Below are 17,268 nucleotides of genomic sequence, written 5' to 3'. Positions count from 1 at the left end.
GGACCGCCGCCCGCAGGCAGTCCGCAGCCCGGGGGTGGTCCGCAGCCCGGGGGATGGCCCGCCCCGGGGCCGTACACCTCCCCGGGGATGCCCTACACCCCGTACGGCCAGCCCGGCGCCGTCCCCTACGGGCAGCCGCCGCGCCGCTCCACCAACGGACTGGCCGTCGGCTCCCTCGTCTCCGGCATCGTGTGCTGCCTGCCGCCCCTCGGTCTGGTCCTCGGCCTCGTCGCCCTGCCGCAGATCAAGAAGAAGGACCAGACGGGCAAGGGGCTCGCGATCGCCGGCATCGTGCTCTCCGCCCTCAGCTCCTTGCTGCTCGTCGTCGGCCTCGCGACCGGCGGCATCGGCTCGGCCTGGAACGGCTTCAAGAAGGGCGTGGACGAGGCCGCCGGCGCCAGGACGCCGTTCCAGCTGCGGACCGGGCAGTGCTTCAGCGGCGACGGCAAGCTGGAGGACTACACGACGGACATCAAGATCGTCGACTGTGACCGCCCGCACGACGGCGAGGTCGCGGGCGACTTCAAGGTGACCGGCTTCGACAGGTTTCCCGGTGACGACGCGCTGGACGACCTCGCGGCGAACCGCTGCGAGAAGGTCAACGCGGGGTACGCGATGGACACCTGGGCGATCCCGGAGCACGTCTGGACCTACTACTACCAGCCGAGCAAGGAGAGCTGGCGGACCGGCGACCGGTTGGTGACCTGCGTCTTCGCCAGCGAGAAGAAGCAGAAGTTCTCGGGCTCGCTGCGCTCCGACAGCACCACGCTCAACCTCGACCAGAGCTTCTTCCTGATCACCGTGAACCCGATCGAGAAGAGCGTCTACGAGGAGCCGGAGGAAGACCCCGACGAGGACTTCGCGTCGAACAAGGAATGGGCCGCCGAGCTTCTGGTGGCGATCGACGCGGCCCGTTCGGGCCTCGGGCAGCACACCTGGCCGGGCGACTCCGCAGCCCCGGTCGCGGCGCTCCGCAAGCAGCTCGACACGGCCTCGAAGCGCTGGAGCAAGCTCGCCGGCGCCACCGACGCGGACGCCTACTGGGACGCGTACGAGACCGCCTGGGACGCCCTTCCCGAGGACCTCGGCGCGGAGGCGCGGACCGCGCTCGGCCTGACGGGCACCCCGCCGAAGGGCGAGGGCACCCAGGCCTGAGCCGGGCGTGGGACGGACGAACGGGGCCGGGTCTCCCTCCGCGGGAGGCCCGGCCCCGTCGTGTGCGGACCGGGGACGGCGGACCGGGGACGGCGGCCCGTGACCGACCGCCGTTCCGGAACACCGTGAGCGGCGGGGTGCCCGGTCCGCGGCTCATGGGGAGGTGGGGCGAGGGGTGTCAGCGCCGGGTCAGGCCCCGGTCGATGGCCGTGATCAGCTCGCCGTCCGCGGTGTCCCCGTCGAGGGACCAGACCATCGCGCCGCCGAGCCCGCGCTGCCGGACGTAGGACGCCTTGGCGCGCAGCACGGTCGGGTCGTCGTACGTCCACAGGGTGGTGCCGTCGAAGAGCCAGGCGTGGCCGTTCCGCGGCCCGCGATACAGCGTGTACGTCCCCGAACCGGCCAGCTTCTTCAGGTGCTTGTAGTCCTCCGAGCCGGCCGTCCAGGTCGCCGGGGCGGGGCCGGCCGCCGGCTGCCCGAGTCCGTCGCCGCCGCCGGTCACACCGGTCCAGCCCTGGCCGTAGAAGGGCATGCCGACCACGAGCTTGTGGGCGGGGGCGCCGCGCCGCAGCCAGGCCCTGACGGTCTGGTCGACACTGAAGTCGTCCTTCGCGAAGAGCGCGGACTGCTGGGCGGTGGTCTTCTCGCCGGAGACGTGGAAGTCGTAGCCCTGGAGGTTCACGAAGTCGAAGTCCCGCATGATCGCGGCGACTTCGAAGCCCGCGTCGATCTTGGCGGGGGCGGTGGGCACGTACGCGCTGAGGTCGTAGTGCCTGCGCTGCGGCAGCGAGCGCCCGTACGCGTCGAGCTGTGTGCGGAACTCCCGTACGAGCTGGGTGAAGTGGCGCTTGTCCTCGGGGCGGACCACGTTCCCCGGGGCGCCGTCCGAGCCCGGCCACTCCCAGTCCAGGTCGACGCCGTCGAAGAGTCCGGCGGCGGCCCCGGCACCGCCGCGGGCGCCGTCGACGGGCAGGTCGCCCTTGATGTACGTGTCGAGGCATGAGGCGACGAGGGCCTTGCGTCCGGCGTCGGTGCGGACGGCGTCGGAGAAGTGCGCGGAGCCGCTCCAGCCGCCCAGCGAGATCATGACCTTGAGGCCGGGGTTCTTCGCCTTGAGTTCGCGCAGTTCGTTGAAGTTCCCGGCGAGCCGCTGGTCGGCGGTGTCGCCGACGCCGTCCACGGAGTTCGCGGCGTCGACGGGGCGGACGTAGTCGGCCCAGGGGTCCGAGCCGGGGGCGTTGCCCATGAGGCACTTTCCGTCCGGACCGACCACGCCGAAGGCGTAGTTGATGTGGCTCAGCTTGGCGGCGGTGCCGCTCGCCTGCAGATCCTTGACCTGGAAGTTCCGGCCGTAGATGCCCCATTGGGTGAAGTAGCCGATCCGCTTGGACGCGGACGCGGACGCGGACGCGTGCGGGGGCCGTGGGTCGGCGTCGGCGGCGGGGGCCAGGGTGGCGAGGAGGCCGAGGGCGGCCGCGGCGGCGGTGCCGAGGGTCAGCTTGGTCAGGGCTCTGGGGCGCATGGGCTCGTTCCTGTGCGAGGCGGGAGGGAGCGTGCGGGCAGGAACCTATTGGTCTGGACCAATAGAGCGCAAGGGGTGTGGCGGAACCCCTCGGGGGTGACCGCGGGTAGCCGGGAGCGTCATCACTTCGAGTGAAACTTTGGCCCATGCTTGCGGATCGCGACGTTCGGTTGTCAGGCTGTAGCTGTCAGTCAACCTGAGGGGAGTGTCCAGTGACGTTCGGTGAGCAGCCCGCCTATCTGCGCGTGGCGAGCGATCTGCGGGAGAAGATCGCCAACGGCTCGCTTCCGCCGCATACCCGCCTCCCCTCGCAGGCACGCATCCGCGAGGAGTACGGGGTGTCGGACACCGTCGCGCTGGAGGCCCGCAAGGTGCTCATGGCCGAGGGGCTCGTGGAGGGGCGTTCGGGTTCGGGGACCTATGTGCGCGAGCGCCCCGTCCCGCGGCGGATCGCCCGCTCCGGGTACCGTCCGGCGTCCGGCGCCAGCCCCTTCCGGCAGGAGCAGGCCGCCGAAGGGGCCCGCGGCACCTGGGAGTCGCGCAGCGAGCAGGAGCCGGCGAGCGCCGAGGTGGCCGAGCGGCTCGGCATCGAACCGGGGGAGCGGGTGATGCGCACGCGGTACGTGTACCGGGACGGGGGTGAGCCCATGATGGTCTCCACCTCCTGGGAGCCCCTCGCCGTCACCGGCCGGACGCCGGTCATGCTGCCCGAGGAGGGCCCGCTGGGCGGCTGCGGAGTCGTCGAGCGCATGGCGGCCATCGACGTGGTCGTGGACAACGTGGTGGAGGAGGTCGGGGCCCGGCCCGGCCTCGCCGAGGAACTCCTGGCCCTCGGCGGGGTGCCGGGGCACGTGGTCATGGTCGTGGAGCGCACGTACTACGCCTCGGGCCGCGCCGTCGAGACGGCCGACGTCGTCGTCCCGGCCGACCGCTACCGCATCGCGTACCACCTGCCGGTGAGGTGACGCCGGGGCGGTGACCGTTCAGCGGGGCCCGGCGTCCGGGGGGTGTGACCCGGAGTTAACGGGGCGTCAGCTCGTGTAACGGCCCGGCAATCACGTGCCGTCGGCCGTCGTCACGCGCGGCTCCTACCTTCCTCGTCCGTACCCGCGACCCGGTCGGACGACAGGAACCCCCATGACGGACACGGTCACCACACCCACCCCGGACCAGGGCGCGGCCGCCCCGCCGCCCGCCGGACCCCGCCGCAGCTACGCCAAGCTGGCCGCGGACGAGAGCCGCGAGGACTACTCCCTGCGGTACGCCCCGCACTCCTTCCGGCGCTGGTCGCCCGGGACCGTCGCCGGCACCGCGCTCGGCGGCATCGCCTACCTCGCCGACTTCGCGATCGGCGCCTCGATCGTCTTCACCTACGGCTTCGGCAGCGGGCTCGCCTCGATCCTCACCGCCGCCGTGCTCATCTTCCTCACCGGCATCCCCATCGCCCGGGCCTGCGCCAGATACGGCCTGGACATGGACCTCATCACCCGCGGCGCCGGCTTCGGTTACTTCGGCTCCACGCTCACCTCGCTCATCTACGCCTCCTTCACCTTCATCTTCTTCGCCCTCGAAGGCTCGATCATGGCCCAGGCCATGCACCAGGCCGTCGGTCTGCCGGTGGAGATCGGCTACCTCGTCACGACCCTGATCGTCATCCCGATCGTCTTCCGCGGCATGGGCGCCCTCGCCAAGGTGCAGGCCTGGACCCAGCCGATCTGGATCGTCGGCCTGGTGCTGCCCTTCGCCGTCCTGGCCTTCGAAGCCCCCGACGCCTGGGGCGCCTTCGCCTCCTTCGGCGGTACGGAGGGCGCCGGCGCGGGCTTCTCGTGGATCGGCTTCGGTCTCGGCACCGGCGTCGCGCTCTCCCTGATCGCCCAGATCGGCGAGCAGGCCGACTACCTGCGGTTCATGCCGGCGAAGACGGAGGCGAACCGCCGCCGGTGGAACCTCGCCGTGCTCGCGGCCGGCCCCGGCTGGGTCGTCATCGGCGCGGCCAAGCAGCTCGGCGGCGCCTTCCTCGCCTTCGTCGCCCTGGAGGCCGTCGGCAAGACCCATGCCCTGGAGCCGATCGCCCCGCAGATCGAGGCGCTCAGGCCCTGGCTCGGCTCCTTCGCCCTGCCCGCCGCCGCGCTGTTCGTGATCGTCTCCCAGGTCAAGATCAACGTCACCAACGCCTACAGCGGCTCGCTGTCCTGGTCGAACTTCTTCTCCCGCGTCACCCACCGGCACCCCGGGCGCGTCTGGTACATCTTCCTCAACCTCGCCATCGCGCTGACGCTGATGGAGATGAACATGTTCGCCGCCCTGAACAAGCTGCTCGGGTTCTACTCCAACGTCGGCATCGCCTGGATCGCGGCCGTCGCCGCCGACCTCGTCATCAACAAGCGGGCCGGCTGGAGCCCCCCGTACATCGAGTTCAAGCGCGCCTACCTGTACGCCGTGAACCCGGCCGGCTTCGGGGCCATGGTCATCGCCTCCGTCGTGTCGATCCTCGCCTTCTTCGGCCTCTTCGGCACCTACGCCGAGGCGTTCTCCACCTTCATCGCCGCCGGGCTCGCCGTCGTCCTCTGCCCCCTCATCGCGTGGGCGACCAAGGGCCGCTACTACCTGGCCCGCCCCAACACCGTGAACGGTCCCGGCGCCGAGGTCGCCGACGAGCGCGCGACCCACACCTGCGCCGAGTGCGAGACGGCCTACGAACTGCCGGACATCGCCGACTGCCCGGTGCGCTCCGGCCCCGTCTGCTCCCTCTGCTGCTCGCTCGACGCCACGTGCGGGGACGTCTGCCGCAAGGACCCCGAGGCCGCGGGCGGCCCCGTCCTCATGCCGGTGCCGACCGTCCCCGCGGCGGCGCCCGGGGTGTGACCTTCGGCCTCCCTCCGTCGGTTCCCGGCCGATCCGTGCCTCTTTGTGAAAACCCGTATCCGCTGTGTGAAGGTCAGGCGTAAGCTCCGGCATATGCGGATTGCGGTTTCCCGGAGATCCTTAGAGGCGCCCGGACCGGCGGAGGGAGAAGCCTGATGACCGACAGCGGCCCCGTCCTTCCCTGGCTCGTCATACGGCAGGACGACAACGGCAACCGCTACCGGGTGGGGCGGTACGCGACCAAGGACGAGGCGCAGAAGATCGCGGACAGTCTCGACGACCGCGGCCACAAGCAGCTCTACTGGGTCGAGCGCATCGGCAGCCCCGCCCTCTGACCCCGGCGGACGCCGACCGGGCCGGGCTACGCTCGCGCCCATGACGGAACGCACCACCGACCCCACCACGCCCCACGAGCCCCACCGCGACGCCGGCCCCGGCCAGGGAGCCGGCGTCGTGGTCGTCGTCGCGGGCGCCCTGTACGACCGGGGGCGGCTGCTCGCCGCGCGCCGCAGCGCCCCCGTCGAGCTCGCCGGCCGCTGGGAGCTGCCCGGCGGCAAGCTCGAACCGGGCGAGAGCCCGGAAGAGGCCCTGGTCCGCGAGCTCCGGGAGGAGCTCGGCGTGGAGGTCGAGCCGGGTGAGCGCATCCCCGGCGAGTGGGCGCTGAAGCCCGGATACGTCCTGCGGGTGTGGACCGCCCGACTGCTCTCCGGCGACCCGCGCCCCCTGGAGGACCACGACGAGCTCCGCTGGCTCTCCCGGTACGAGCTGGACTCCGTGGACTGGCTCGACCAGGACCGCCCCGCCGTCGCCGAGGCCGCGCGGAGACTGCCGGCGGAGCCCGCCGACGGAGCGCGCGGCTGAGCCCCTACGCCGTTCGTGCCACCGTGCGCCCGCTGACGCCCCCGTCGGGATATCCCGTCCTAAATAGCGGGTATGTCCAGAATGACCCCTTGGGAGGGGGCATGGACCTTCCTGCTGAAGCACGGCTGGGGAAGTGATCGGGTGTGATCGACACCGACGGCGACCGCGCGGAGTGGAGCTTCCCGGCGGAAGCGAACGCCGTGCGCACGGCTCGCCACGCGGTGCGCGAGACCCTGCGTGCCTGGGAGCTCGACAAGGCCCTCGGTGACCTGACCGTCCTGCTGGTCAGCGAGCTGGTGACCAACTCCCTGCGGTACGCCTCCGGCCCCATCGGGGTCCGGCTCGTCCGTCCCCGCTCCGACGCCGCCGACCCGGCGCACCCGCCGGCACTCCTGGTGGAGGTCTCCGATCCGCTTCCGGATCCGCCCACCGAGCGGGCCCCCGGGCCCGAGGACGAAGGGGGCCGTGGCCTCGGTCTCGTGGCCTGTTCCGCACGCCGCTGGGGGACCCGTAGAGGAAGGACCGGCAAAACCGTATGGTTCGAGCTGGCTCTCCCTGGTGAGTAAACAGGGTGGGACAACGATCACCGGTACTCGGCGAGGGACGAACGAGACCACCCTGTGATCGGGAACGTCGTGCCGTCGGGGCCTGCCGTATTGAATACTGCGGGCATGGCCGGTCCGGTGCGGTGAGCTGGAGGGGACGGTCGCGTGAGCGAGATACCTGAGACGGCGAGCGGCGGCGTCGTGTGGCAGAGCAGCCCGCCCGGCTCCATCTATGACTACATACGGGTGGCGTCCTTCTCGATCGGGCCCGACGGCCTCGTCGAGCAGTGGAGCCGACGGGCCGTGGACCTCTTCGGAGTGACCGCAGAGGAGGCCAGGGGCAAGGACCCCGTCGAGGCCTTCATGCCCGCCGACCTGCGCGAGCGCGGCCACCGACGGGTCAAGGAGATCCTCGACGGCAAGGAGTGGACGGGCCTCGTCCCGTTCCGTATGCCCGGTGAGGACCGGCCCCGGGGCATCGCCGAGATGTACGTCATGCCGAGCGAGACGGAGGCCGGGGAACGGGCCGCGCTGTGCATCGTCGTCGACGTGCGCGCCCTCCGCCGCATCGAGACCGACCTCGCCGCCTCCCAGGCGATATTCGGCCAATCCCCCTTCGGCTTCCTTCTCTTCGGCACCGACCTCACCGTGAAGCGGGCCAACCGGCGCTTCGCCACCGTCTTCGGCGGCGAAGCCGACGACCACCGGGGCCGGACCGTCCATGACTACCTCAACCCCGCCGAGGCCGACCGGATGACCACCGCGCTCCGGCGAGTCCTGGAGACCGGCGAGTCCGTCACCGACTTCCAGATCGTCGGCGCCGCCCCCGGCGCCCGGGACCGCCGCCACTGGTCCATCAACCTCTACCGCGTCCACAGCGGCTCCGGCCGGCCGATCGGCGTCGCCGGGCTCGGCATCGACGTCACCCGCCGCCACAACGCCGCCAGGGAAGCCGCAAGCGCCCGCCGCAACCTCGCCCTCCTCAACGAGGCCGGCGCCCGCATCGGCAACTCCCTCGACCTGGAGGCCACCGCGCGCGAGCTCCTCGACGTCGCCGTCCCCGGCTTCTGCGACCTCGCCTCCGTCGACCTCTACCAGGGCCTCCTCACCGGCGACGAGGCACCGCCCGGCCGCTGGGGGAACTCCCACGACGTCGGCTACGGGGCGGGCAGCGCCGAACTCCGCAGGGTCGCCTCCGCCAGCGCCGTCTCCGACACCCCCCTCAGAACCGACGAGGGCCACGGCCCGGGCAGCGGCTGTTGCGGACCCGTCCCCATCGAGGTCGGGGCCGTCCACCGCTACCCCTTCAACTCGCCCTGCGCCGGAGCCCTGCGCACCGGACGGGTCCGCACGGTCCCCGGCTCCGACGGAGACCTCGTCCAGTCCACCCTGGTCGTCCCGATGACCGCCCACGACACCGTCGTCGGTCTCGTCCAGTTCTCCCGCACCAAGGGCAGCGAGCCCTTCGGGGAGCGCGACCGGGCCCTAGCCGTCGAACTCGCCGCCCGCGCAGCCGTCTGCATCGACAACGCGCGCCTCTACCGCCGCGAGCACGAGCGGGCCCTGATCCTGCAGCGCAGCCTGCTCCCGCCCGGCGACCCCGAGGCCGCCGGACTCGACATCGCCTGCCGCTACCTCCCCGGCACCGCCGCCACCGAGGTCGGCGGCGACTGGTTCGACGTCATCGAACTCCCCGGCCACCGCACCGCCCTCGTCATCGGCGACGTCATGGGCCGCGGCCTGCGCGCCGCCGTCGCCATGGGCGAACTCCGCACCGCCGTCCGCACCCTCGCCCAGCTGGACCTGGAGCCGGCCGAGGTCCTCTCCCACCTCGACGAGATCGCCCGCGGCCTGGGCGCCCCCATCGGCGCACAGCAGTCCCGCACCCACAAGAACCGGGGCCCCGAACTCTCCGAGGTCTACCTCGCCACCTGCGTCTACGCCGTCTACGACCCGGTCACCCGCCGCTGCACCTTCGCCAACGCCGGGCACCTCCCGCCCGTGCTCGTCGAACCGGGCGAGGAGGCCATGCTCCTCGACGTACCCCCCGGGATGCCGCTCGGCGTCGGCGGGGAACCCTTCGAGGAGGTCGAGGTCGAGCTTCCCGAGGGCGCCCTCCTCGCCCTCTACACCGACGGGCTCGTCGAATCCCGCGACCACCCGCTGGACGAGGGCCTCCAGGCCTTCCGGCGCGCCCTCACCGACCCGTCCCGCCCCCTGGAGGACGTCTGCGACCGGGTCCTCACCAGCCTGAACACCGGCCACGGCGAGGACGACATCGCCCTCCTCATGGCCAGGATCCAGGGGCTGCCCAGCGAGGCGGTCGGCGACTGGCGGCTCCCCAGGGAACCCCGCTCGGTCGGCCGGGCCCGTGAACTCGCCCGCGCCCAGCTCGCGGCCTGGGACCTCGAACCGCTCGTCGACACCGTGGAACTCCTCGTCAGCGAGCTCGTCACCAACGCCCTGCGCTACGGGGAGGGGGAGATCCGGCTCCGCCTGCTCCGCGACCGCACCCTCGTCTGCGAGGTCTGGGACGCCGGGCTTGTCCAGCCGCGCCGCCGCAGGGCCCGGGACACCGACGAGGGCGGCCGTGGTCTCCAGCTCGTCGGACTGCTCTCCTCCTCCTGGGGCTCCCGCCGCACTCCACGCGGCAAGACCGTCTGGTTCGAACTGGCCCTGCCGGACGGCGAGGGAGCAGCGGAGCCCACGGTGGAACAGCTCCTGAGCATGTTCTGACCACCAGGCGCCTGTGCAGTTCCGACCGCCGCCGGAGGAGGCGCCGGTTCAGCTCTTGAGCGCGGCCAGCCGGGCCTCGATCTCGGCGCTGTCGCCGAGCGCGTCCAGCTGCTCGAACTGGGCGTCGAGCGAGGAGGCGGCGAGCTCCTGCTTGCCCAGCGCCCGGGCCTCCTCCCGGCGCACCTTGTCCTCGAAGCGGCTCAGCTCGCTCGTCGGGTCGAGCACGTCGATGCTCTGCACGGCGTCCATCATCCGGTTCTGGGCGTCGGCCGACTTCGACCGGGCGACCAGCTCGTCGCGCTTCGCCTTCAGCTCGCCCAGCTTGGTCCCCATCCGGTCGAGGCCGGTCCTGAGCTTCGCCACCACGTCGGTCTGCGCGGCGATCGTCGGCTCCGCCGTCCGCGCCTCCTTCTCCGACTGCAGCTGGCGGCCCAGCGCCACCTTCGCCAGGTTGTCGAAGCGGTCCGCCTCCGCCGTCTGCCCGCCCGCCCGCAGCTCGTCCGCCTTGCGGCTGGCGGCCAGCGCCTTCTCGCCCCACTCCTTCGCCGCGTCCACGTCCTCCTGATGGTCCTGCTCCATCAGCCGGAGGTTGCCGATGGTCGCCGCCACCGCCTCCTCCGCCTCCGCGATGTTGTTCGCGTAGTCGCGGATGAGCTGGTCCAGCATCTTCTGCGGATCCTCCGCCTGGTCGAGGAGGGCGTTGATGTTCGCCTTCGCCAGCTGGGTGACCCGGCCGAGAATGGTCTGCTTGCTCATGGAACTGCTCCTTGGGGATCCGGTGGAACTCAGAAACGGCCTCCGCCGCCCAGCCGGCCGCGCGTGCCGCCGCCACCGAAGCTGCCGGGCCCGCCGCCGAAACCTCCGCCCCCGAAACCGCCCCCTCCTCCACTGCCGGACCCCCCGCCTCTGCCGCCCCCGCCGAACAGTCCGCCGAGGATGATGCCGCCGAGCACCGCACCGCCGAGCCCCCCGCCACCGCTTCCACCCACCCCTGTTACACCGCCCAGGCCGTTCGGGTTCCCATACGTGCGGACGTCCTGCTCGGCGAGGTCCTGGGCGCGCCGCGCCAGCGCGTCCGCCTGCTGTGCCTCCACCAGGGCCGTCTGCGGGTCGTCCGCCGCCGCGAGCGTCCTCGCCTTCTCCCAGCGGCGCCGGGCCTCGGCGAGGCGCGTACGGGCCTCACTGCCGACCGCGCCCCGGTGCGTGGTGATGTAGTCGGAGGCCGCCCCGATCGCCGAACGGGCCGTCAGCATCACCTGATCGAGGAGCGCGCGGGCCCGGCGCGCACCCGACTCGCGCTCCCGCGCGCCTTCCAGCGTCTCGTCGAGCGCCGCGTCGGCCTCCTCGACCCGGCGCAGGGCGTCGATCGGGTCGTACCGCCCGGCGTCCACGTGCCGCCGTACCTCGGCGGCCACCGACTCGGCGCGGGCGATCCGGCCCTGGAGATCGGCCGTGGACACCCCCTCGGCGGTCCCCTTCAGCAGTCCACGGGCCTCCGCCAGGTCCGCGTCCGTCTCCGCGAGCGCGCCCGTCAGTTTCCCCACGGCCTCGGCCAGCTCGCGCGCCCGCCGGTCCACCGCCTCGATCAGCCGGGCCGCCTGGTCCACCGCGCCTTCGGCGGCCCGGATGTGCAGGGCGGCCCCGCCGTTGTCACCGGCGTCGATCCGCTGGTGGGCCTGGTTGACGTGGGCCGTCGCGAAGACCAGGCGGTCCTTCGCCTGTTCCGCGGCGCCGGCGACCGGTGCGGCCGCCGACTCGGCGTACCGCTCGCGCATCGCGGTGAGCGCCGCCTCGGCGGTCCCGATCCGTCCGGTCTGCTCCCGGAAGGCCGCCTCCACGGTGGCCAGCGCCTCCGGGGCGGTGCGCTCCAGGGCCCGGAGCCGGTCGAAGTCCTCCGTCTCGGCGTCGAGACGCGCGTTCGCCTCGGCACAGCGGCGGAGGATCTCGTCCAGCATGCTCCGGCGGGTGGAGTCGTCCTCGGGGAAGGAGTCGTCGAGCTTCTGCCGCAGCCGGAACGAGGCCGTCAGCTGTTCCTCGGCGAAGTCGACGGCCTCGGTGAAGGGGCGCACCGCCTCCTCGCCGAACTGGGCGGATGCGAAGCCGAGTTCCTCCTGGCTGGTGCGGACGGCGTCGTCGGTGGCGACCAGGGTCCGGCGGGCCTCCCCGTCGAGTTCGGCCAGGGAGGGTGGCGCGGACTCCTTCGGAGGGCCCCAACCCTGCCCGCCGCCCGGCGTGGTGCGGGTCTCGGTGCGCCGCCGCCGTTTGGTGTACGCGTAGGCCGCCACGGCCCCCGCGCCGCCGACGAGCACCAGGGGCAGGACGAGGTCGGCCGCCGAGGTGCCGTCGTCGGCCGGGGCGCCGGGATCGGCGGGGCCGGGGGTGATCGCCGGGGTGGGGACGGGCTGTCCCGCGAGGACGGCGTCGTAGCCGTTCGCCGCGCCGATGGCGGCGCCGGCCCAGTCGTTCTGGCGGAGGGCCGGTTCGATCGCGGTCCTGGCGACCTCGTCGAGCTGGGCCTGGGTGAGGCGCGAGCCGGGGTCGGCCGAGTAGCCGTACTGCCGGTCGTGGGTGGCGACGGCGAGCAGCACGTCGTCGAGGCCGAGCGCGTTGCGTTCCGCGGTGGCGTCGGCCCAGTCCTGGCCCGAGCGCCCGGAGAAGTCCCGTACGTAGACGACGAAGAGCTGGACGCGACGGTCGTCGTAGAGCCGGTCGAGGGCCTGGACCACGGTGGCGCGGCGGTCCCCGAGGGCGTCCACCCGGTCGGTGATCTGCCCGTCCCGGGACAGGGCGACGGGGTCGTCGGCGTGGGCACCGTGTACGGCGGGCACGAGGAGCCACCACGCCGCCACCAGCACCGCGAGGAGGGCTCGGGTGGCTATTCGCGTCACAAAGGGGAGGTTATGTCCGCATATGTTCGCCCGCGACCGGACCTGTACGGGCTGAAACCGTTCCCCTGCCCTGAGCGTCACTGTCGGTAGCCACCGCTACGGTGGTCCCCACTGACACGACGGCTCTTGGGGGGCTCGGGTGGACGGACGGCTGAGGCGTGTGTGGCGGCGGGGGCGCTGGTGGGTCCTGGGCCTCGTCCTGCTGCTCGTGGTGCCCCCGCTCTTCGGCGCCCTGGCCCTGCGCGTCAGCTACACGGGGGACCTCAGGGACGACGCGAGGACCCGTGGCAAGGACGCCTTCTGGATCGGGCACGCCTGGGTCGACGGACGGAAGAAGGACGCCGACCTCGCGGCCCTCGCCGCACGTCTGAAGGACAGCGGCATACGCGACCTGTACGTGCACGCCGGGCCCCTGGAGCACGACGGCACCCTGCCGGCCGCCAAGTACCCCCGCGCCAGGTGGCTGATCGACGGGGTGCACCGGACGATGCCCGGGATCCGGGTGCAGGCCTGGCTCGGGGACGTCCTCGCCACCGAGGGGCCCGTGGGACTGCGCCTGGAGGACGCCGGGTCACGCCGGGCCGTGGTCGGTTCGGCCCGGCAGATCCTCGACGCCGGCTTCGACGGGGTCCACTTCGACCTGGAGCCGCTGCACTCCGACGACCGGGACTACCTCACCCTCCTCGACGGCCTCGGGGAACTGACCCGGGCCCGCAAGGTCCCGCTCTCGGTCGCCGCCCACCAGATCGACCCGCTGCCCGGCGCCCACACGGTGCTCGGCACGGTCAGCTCCAACGGCAGCGAGAAGTGGTGGTCGCAGGAGTTCTTCGGCGAGGTCGCCCGGCGCGTCGACCAGATCGCCGTCATGTCGTACGACACCTGGATGCCGCTGGAGAGCCTGTACGGCGGGTACGTGGCCCAGCAGACGGCCCTCGCCCTCGAAGTGACGCCCGAGACCACGGACCTGCTGATGGGCCTGCCGTTCTTCCACGAGGACGACCTCGGCCACCACGAGAACGCGGAGACGGTCGCCGCGGCCGTCGAGGGCGCGCGCCTCGGCCTCGGCCGCACCGACCCCGGCCGCAAGCGGTTCGGCCTCGCGCTGTACGTCGACTTCGCGGCCGAGGAGGGGGACTGGGCGGCCTACCGCGCGGGCTGGCTCTGAGCTGGTGCAGGATGAGGCCTGACGGCCGGACCAGGCCGTCACCAAGGGGGGAAGTACGCCATGACCAGCCGTCTGCTGATGCCGGTCCGCACGCGTGATCTCGACGCGCCCGCACGGGAGGTGGCCGGGTCCACCCGGGCCACTCCGATCCTGGACCTGGAGCACCCGCTCGTGACCGGGCTCACCGCCCGGGTGCTGCGTGAGGCCGGGGCGCGGGGGGCGGTCACCGACCGCGCCCGGCTCCAGGCGGCGCACGGCATCCTCGTCACCGCCGTGCGGCCCGTGTACTCGGTCGGGGACCGGCGCCGGGTGTCGCGCACGCTGCGGCTCGGCCGCGGCTCGTGCAGCCAGCGGATGGCGGTCCTGGAGGCGGTGGCCCGGTCCCTCGGCGTGGCGACCCGGGTGCGTGGTCTGCTCGTCGACGGCACCTTCTGGTACCCGAGGTTCCCGAAGCTGCGCGCGTTCGTCCCGGAGGAGGTGCTGCTGGCCTGGCCGGAGTTCCTGCTCGACGGCGCCTGGGTCCCGATCGCCGAGCTGTTCACCGGTCTCGGCCCCGCCGAGCACGGCGGCGGTTTCACCAACTCCGGTGCGGAGACGCTCTTCGAGGCCGTCGCCCGGACCACCGTCGACTGGGACGCGCCCGCCGCGTGTGCCGGCTCGGCCCCCTGCGACCTGTCCGCCCACCTCCGGACGGACCTCGGCCGCTTCTCCTCGCGCGACGAGCTGTTCGAACTCCACGGGCAGACCCTGTGCCGAACCGCCCGCACCCTCGCCGAGCCGGTCCTCGGCCGCTGGAGCGCGGGCGCGGCGGCCTGAGGCCCGGTCCGGCGCGGGCGCGGCGGCCTGAGGCGGCTCTGACGAGGGGTGCGGCGTCCGGCGTCAGGTCTTCCGCCGCCGGATCGTCTTCCCGAGCCAGACGAGCGGGTCGTACTTCCGGTCCACGACCCGCTCCTTCAGGGGGATCAGGGCGTTGTCGGTGATCCGGATGGACTCCGGGCAGACCTCGGTGCAGCACTTGGTGATGTTGCAGTAGCCGAGGCCGTGCTCCTCCTGCGCGGTCCGCCGCCGGTCGAGTCCGGCCTCCTCGGCCGCGTCCAGGGGATGCATGTCGAGCTCCGCGACCCGCATGAGGAAGCGGGGCCCGGCGAAGGCCTGCTTGTTCTCCTCGTGGTCGCGCACCACATGGCAGGTGTCCTGGCACAGGAAGCACTCGATGCACTTCCTGAACTCCTGCGAGCGGTCCACGTCCTCCTGTTTCATCCGGTACTCGCCGGGGCCGAGCCCGGCGGGCGGGACGAACGCCGGGATCTCCCGGGCCTTCGTGTAGTTGAAGGAGACGTCCGTGACCAGGTCGCGGACGACGGGAAAGGCCCGCATGGGCGTCACCGTGACGACCTCGTCCCGCGCGAAGACCGACATCCGGGTCATGCACATCAGCCGGGGCCGGCCGTTGATCTCGGCCGAGCACGACCCGCACTTGCCCGCCTTGCAGTTCCAGCGCACGGCCAGGTCGGGGGTCTGGGTGGCCTGGAGCCGGTGGACGATGTCGAGGACCACCTCGCCGTCGTGCACCTCGACGGTGTAGTCGGTCAGTTGCCCGCCGTCGGCGTCGCCCCGCCAGATCCGGAAGTGGGCCTGATACGTGCTCATGCGTCCAGCTCCTCCTCCGCCAGGTACTTCGCCAGCTCCTCCTTGTCGAAGAGGGCGAGCAGATCGGGCCTGATGGGCTCGGTCCGCACCCGCTCCAGCTCGATCCCGCCCCCTCCGGAGGCCCGGCACAGCAGGTTCACGGGGCGCCACGACCGCTCCATCACCGGACGGTCCTCGCGGGTGTGCCCGCCCCGGGACTCGGTGCGCTCCAGGGCGGCCCGGGCCACGCACTCGCTGACCAGGAGCATGTTCCGCAGGTCGAGGGCGAGGTGCCAGCCGGGGTTGAACTGCCGGTGCCCCTCGACCGAGATCCGCCCGGCCCGCTCCCGGAGGGCGGCGATCCGCTCCAGGGCCTCGGCCATCTCGCCCTCCCGCCGGATGATCCCGACGAGGTCGTTCATCGTCTGCTGGAGCTCCTGGTGGAGGGTGTACGGGTTCTCCGCGGTACCGTCCCGGAACGGGGCCAGCGCCTCCGTCCGGGCCGCCGCCACCGCCTCCTCGCCGACCTCGTCGGCCGTGGCCCCGGCCGCGTACTCCGCCGCGTGCAGACCGGCCCGGCGCCCGAAGACGAGGAGGTCGGAGAGGGAGTTCCCGCCGAGCCGGTTGGAGCCGTGCATGCCGCCCGCGACCTCGCCGGCCGCGAAGAGCCCGGGCACCCCGACGGTGGCCGCCGTCTCCGAGTCGACGGCGACACCGCCCATCACGTAGTGACAGGTCGGCCCGACCTCCATCGCCTCGGCCGTGATGTCGACGTCCGCCAGCTCCTTGAACTGGTGGTACATCGAGGGCAGCCGCCGCTTGATGGTCTCCGCCGGCATCCGGGTCGACACGTCCAGGAACACCCCGCCGTGCGGGGAGCCGCGCCCCTCCTTCACCTCGGCGTTGATGGCCCGGGCCACCTCGTCGCGCGGCAGCAGTTCGGGCGGGCGCCGGTTGTGCTCGGGGTCCTCGTACCAGCGGTCGCCCTCCTCCTCCGACTCGGCGTACTTCTCCTTGAAGACGTCGGGGACGTAGTCGAACATGAAGCGCCGGCCCTCGGAGTTCCGCAGCACCCCGCCGTCGCCGCGTACGGACTCGGTGACGAGGATCCCCTTCACGGACGGCGGCCAGACCATGCCCGTCGGGTGGAACTGCACGAACTCCATGTTGACCAGGGGCGCCCCGGCGAGCAGGGCGAGGGCGTGGCCGTCGCCCGTGTACTCCCAGGAGTTCGAGGTCACCTTGAAGGACTTGCCGATCCCGCCGGTCGCCAGGACGACCGCGGGCGCCTCCAGCACGAGGAAGCGCCCGCTCTCCCGCTCGTAACAGAAGACCCCGGCGACCCTCCCCTGACCGTCCTTGAGGATCCGGGTGACGGTGAACTCCTGGAAGACCTTCAGGCGCGCCTCGTGGTCGCCGGTCTCGCGGTGGTCCTCCTGTTGGAGCCCGACCACCTTCTGCTGGAGGGTCCGCAGGAGTTCGAGCCCGGTGCGGTCGCCGACGTGCGCGAGCCGCGGGTACTCGTGGCCGCCGAAGTTGCGCTGGGAGATCCGGCCGTCCGCCGTGCGGTCGAAGAGCGCGCCCCAGGTCTCCAGCTCCCAGACCCGCTCGGGCGCCTCCTGGGCGTGCAGCTCGGCCATCCGCCACTGGTTGAGGAACTTCCCGCCGCGCATGGTGTCCCGGAAGTGCGTCTTCCAGTCGTCGTGCTCGTTGGCGTTCGCCATGGAGGCGGCGATGCCGCCCTCGGCCATCACCGTGTGCGCCTTGCCGAAGAGGGACTTGCAGATGACGGCGGTGCGCGCGCCGGCCCGGCGCGCCTCGATCGCGGCCCGCAGCCCGGCGCCGCCCGCGCCGACCACGACCACGTCCCACCGCTGCCGTTCCACGGAGCTCACAGGACTC

At 72.6% G+C, this 17,268-nt stretch carries 14 protein-coding genes; 9 read left to right on the top strand and 5 right to left on the bottom strand.

Going from position 1 to position 17,268, the window contains the following annotated elements; genetic code table 11:
* Positions 1–87 precede the first annotated feature (87 nt).
* Complete coding sequence (locus ACF07V_RS00840) at positions 88–1,155, top strand: DUF4190 domain-containing protein (protein ID WP_392150749.1); 1,068 nt, start codon at positions 88–90, stop codon at positions 1,153–1,155.
* 178 nt (positions 1,156–1,333) lie between these two features.
* On the opposite strand, the gene ACF07V_RS00835 is transcribed toward ACF07V_RS00840, so the two are convergent.
* Positions 1,334–2,677, bottom strand: coding sequence for a glycoside hydrolase family 18 protein (locus ACF07V_RS00835; RefSeq protein WP_392150748.1), 1,344 nt, complete (start codon positions 2,675–2,677; stop codon positions 1,334–1,336).
* A 212-nt stretch (positions 2,678–2,889) separates the two neighbouring features.
* Here ACF07V_RS00835 and ACF07V_RS00830 point away from each other — a divergent pair, with 212 nt between their 5' ends.
* The 6 genes from ACF07V_RS00830 (at position 2,890) to ACF07V_RS00805 (ending at position 9,684) form a co-directional block, all read left to right on the top strand.
* Positions 2,890–3,642 (top strand): GntR family transcriptional regulator, encoded by a 753-nt coding sequence (locus ACF07V_RS00830; RefSeq protein WP_041131058.1) that lies wholly within the window; start codon positions 2,890–2,892, stop codon positions 3,640–3,642.
* 172 nt (positions 3,643–3,814) lie between these two features.
* Positions 3,815–5,542 carry a purine-cytosine permease family protein gene (locus ACF07V_RS00825; protein WP_392150747.1) on the top strand — a complete coding sequence of 576 codons (1,728 nt, stop codon included), beginning with the start codon at positions 3,815–3,817 and terminating at the stop codon, positions 5,540–5,542.
* A 155-nt stretch (positions 5,543–5,697) separates the two neighbouring features.
* Positions 5,698–5,877, top strand: coding sequence for an SPOR domain-containing protein (locus ACF07V_RS00820; protein ID WP_093874257.1), 180 nt, complete (start codon positions 5,698–5,700; stop codon positions 5,875–5,877).
* A gap of 40 nt (positions 5,878–5,917) precedes the next feature.
* Entirely contained in the window at positions 5,918–6,403 is a 486-nt protein-coding gene (locus ACF07V_RS00815; protein ID WP_392150746.1) for a (deoxy)nucleoside triphosphate pyrophosphohydrolase, read from the top strand.
* A 143-nt stretch (positions 6,404–6,546) separates the two neighbouring features.
* Positions 6,547–6,969: an ATP-binding protein gene (locus tag ACF07V_RS00810; RefSeq protein WP_392150744.1), complete on the top strand. Its 423-nt coding sequence runs from the start codon at positions 6,547–6,549 to the stop codon at positions 6,967–6,969.
* Positions 6,970–7,113: 144 nt separating this feature from the next.
* Entirely contained in the window at positions 7,114–9,684 is a 2,571-nt protein-coding gene (locus ACF07V_RS00805; protein ID WP_392150743.1) for a SpoIIE family protein phosphatase, read from the top strand.
* Between the two features lie 48 nt (positions 9,685–9,732).
* Here ACF07V_RS00805 and ACF07V_RS00800 read toward each other — a convergent pair whose 3' ends face one another.
* Complete coding sequence (locus ACF07V_RS00800; protein WP_392150742.1) at positions 9,733–10,440, bottom strand: PspA/IM30 family protein; 708 nt, start codon at positions 10,438–10,440, stop codon at positions 9,733–9,735.
* A 29-nt stretch (positions 10,441–10,469) separates the two neighbouring features.
* Positions 10,470–12,572, bottom strand: coding sequence for a TPM domain-containing protein (locus ACF07V_RS00795; protein ID WP_392150741.1), 2,103 nt, complete (start codon positions 12,570–12,572; stop codon positions 10,470–10,472).
* A gap of 139 nt (positions 12,573–12,711) precedes the next feature.
* Between ACF07V_RS00795 and ACF07V_RS00790 the strand changes: the two genes are divergently transcribed.
* Entirely contained in the window at positions 12,712–13,737 is a 1,026-nt protein-coding gene (locus ACF07V_RS00790; protein WP_392150740.1) for a hypothetical protein, read from the top strand.
* Between the two features lie 60 nt (positions 13,738–13,797).
* The gene (locus tag ACF07V_RS00785; RefSeq protein WP_392150739.1) at positions 13,798–14,553 is read left to right on the top strand and encodes a transglutaminase domain-containing protein; all 756 of its coding nucleotides are present in this window, start codon (positions 13,798–13,800) and stop codon (positions 14,551–14,553) included.
* 63 nt (positions 14,554–14,616) lie between these two features.
* Here the strand turns inward: ACF07V_RS00785 and ACF07V_RS00780 are convergent, their stop codons facing one another.
* Together ACF07V_RS00780 and ACF07V_RS00775 are read right to left on the bottom strand one after the other, a co-directional pair.
* Positions 14,617–15,387 (bottom strand): succinate dehydrogenase/fumarate reductase iron-sulfur subunit, encoded by a 771-nt coding sequence (locus tag ACF07V_RS00780; RefSeq protein WP_392150738.1) that lies wholly within the window; start codon positions 15,385–15,387, stop codon positions 14,617–14,619.
* Complete coding sequence (locus ACF07V_RS00775) at positions 15,384–17,261, bottom strand: fumarate reductase/succinate dehydrogenase flavoprotein subunit (RefSeq protein WP_392151349.1); 1,878 nt, start codon at positions 17,259–17,261, stop codon at positions 15,384–15,386. The genes ACF07V_RS00780 and ACF07V_RS00775 overlap by 4 nt, the downstream gene beginning before the upstream one ends.
* Positions 17,262–17,268: the final 7 nt, after the last annotated feature.

Source organism: Streptomyces sp. NPDC015661 (genome assembly GCF_043077765.1).
GTDB lineage: Bacteria > Actinomycetota > Actinomycetes > Streptomycetales > Streptomycetaceae > Streptomyces.
This window is presented reverse-complemented; position numbering and strand designations above follow the sequence as displayed.

What these genes read in the sequence shown, in the direction of transcription:
- ACF07V_RS00840 (WP_392150749.1), top strand. Translation starts at nt 88, where the DNA reads ATGCCCTACACCCCGTACGGCCAGCCCGGCGCCGTCCCCTACGGGCAG.
- ACF07V_RS00835 (WP_392150748.1), bottom strand. Translation starts at nt 2,677, where the DNA reads ATGCGCCCCAGAGCCCTGACCAAGCTGACCCTCGGCACCGCCGCCGCG.
- ACF07V_RS00825 (WP_392150747.1), top strand. Translation starts at nt 3,815, where the DNA reads ATGACGGACACGGTCACCACACCCACCCCGGACCAGGGCGCGGCCGCC.
- ACF07V_RS00820 (WP_093874257.1), top strand. Translation starts at nt 5,698, where the DNA reads ATGACCGACAGCGGCCCCGTCCTTCCCTGGCTCGTCATACGGCAGGAC.
- ACF07V_RS00815 (WP_392150746.1), top strand. Translation starts at nt 5,918, where the DNA reads ATGACGGAACGCACCACCGACCCCACCACGCCCCACGAGCCCCACCGC.
- ACF07V_RS00800 (WP_392150742.1), bottom strand. Translation starts at nt 10,440, where the DNA reads ATGAGCAAGCAGACCATTCTCGGCCGGGTCACCCAGCTGGCGAAGGCG.
- ACF07V_RS00785 (WP_392150739.1), top strand. Translation starts at nt 13,798, where the DNA reads ATGACCAGCCGTCTGCTGATGCCGGTCCGCACGCGTGATCTCGACGCG.
- ACF07V_RS00780 (WP_392150738.1), bottom strand. Translation starts at nt 15,387, where the DNA reads ATGAGCACGTATCAGGCCCACTTCCGGATCTGGCGGGGCGACGCCGAC.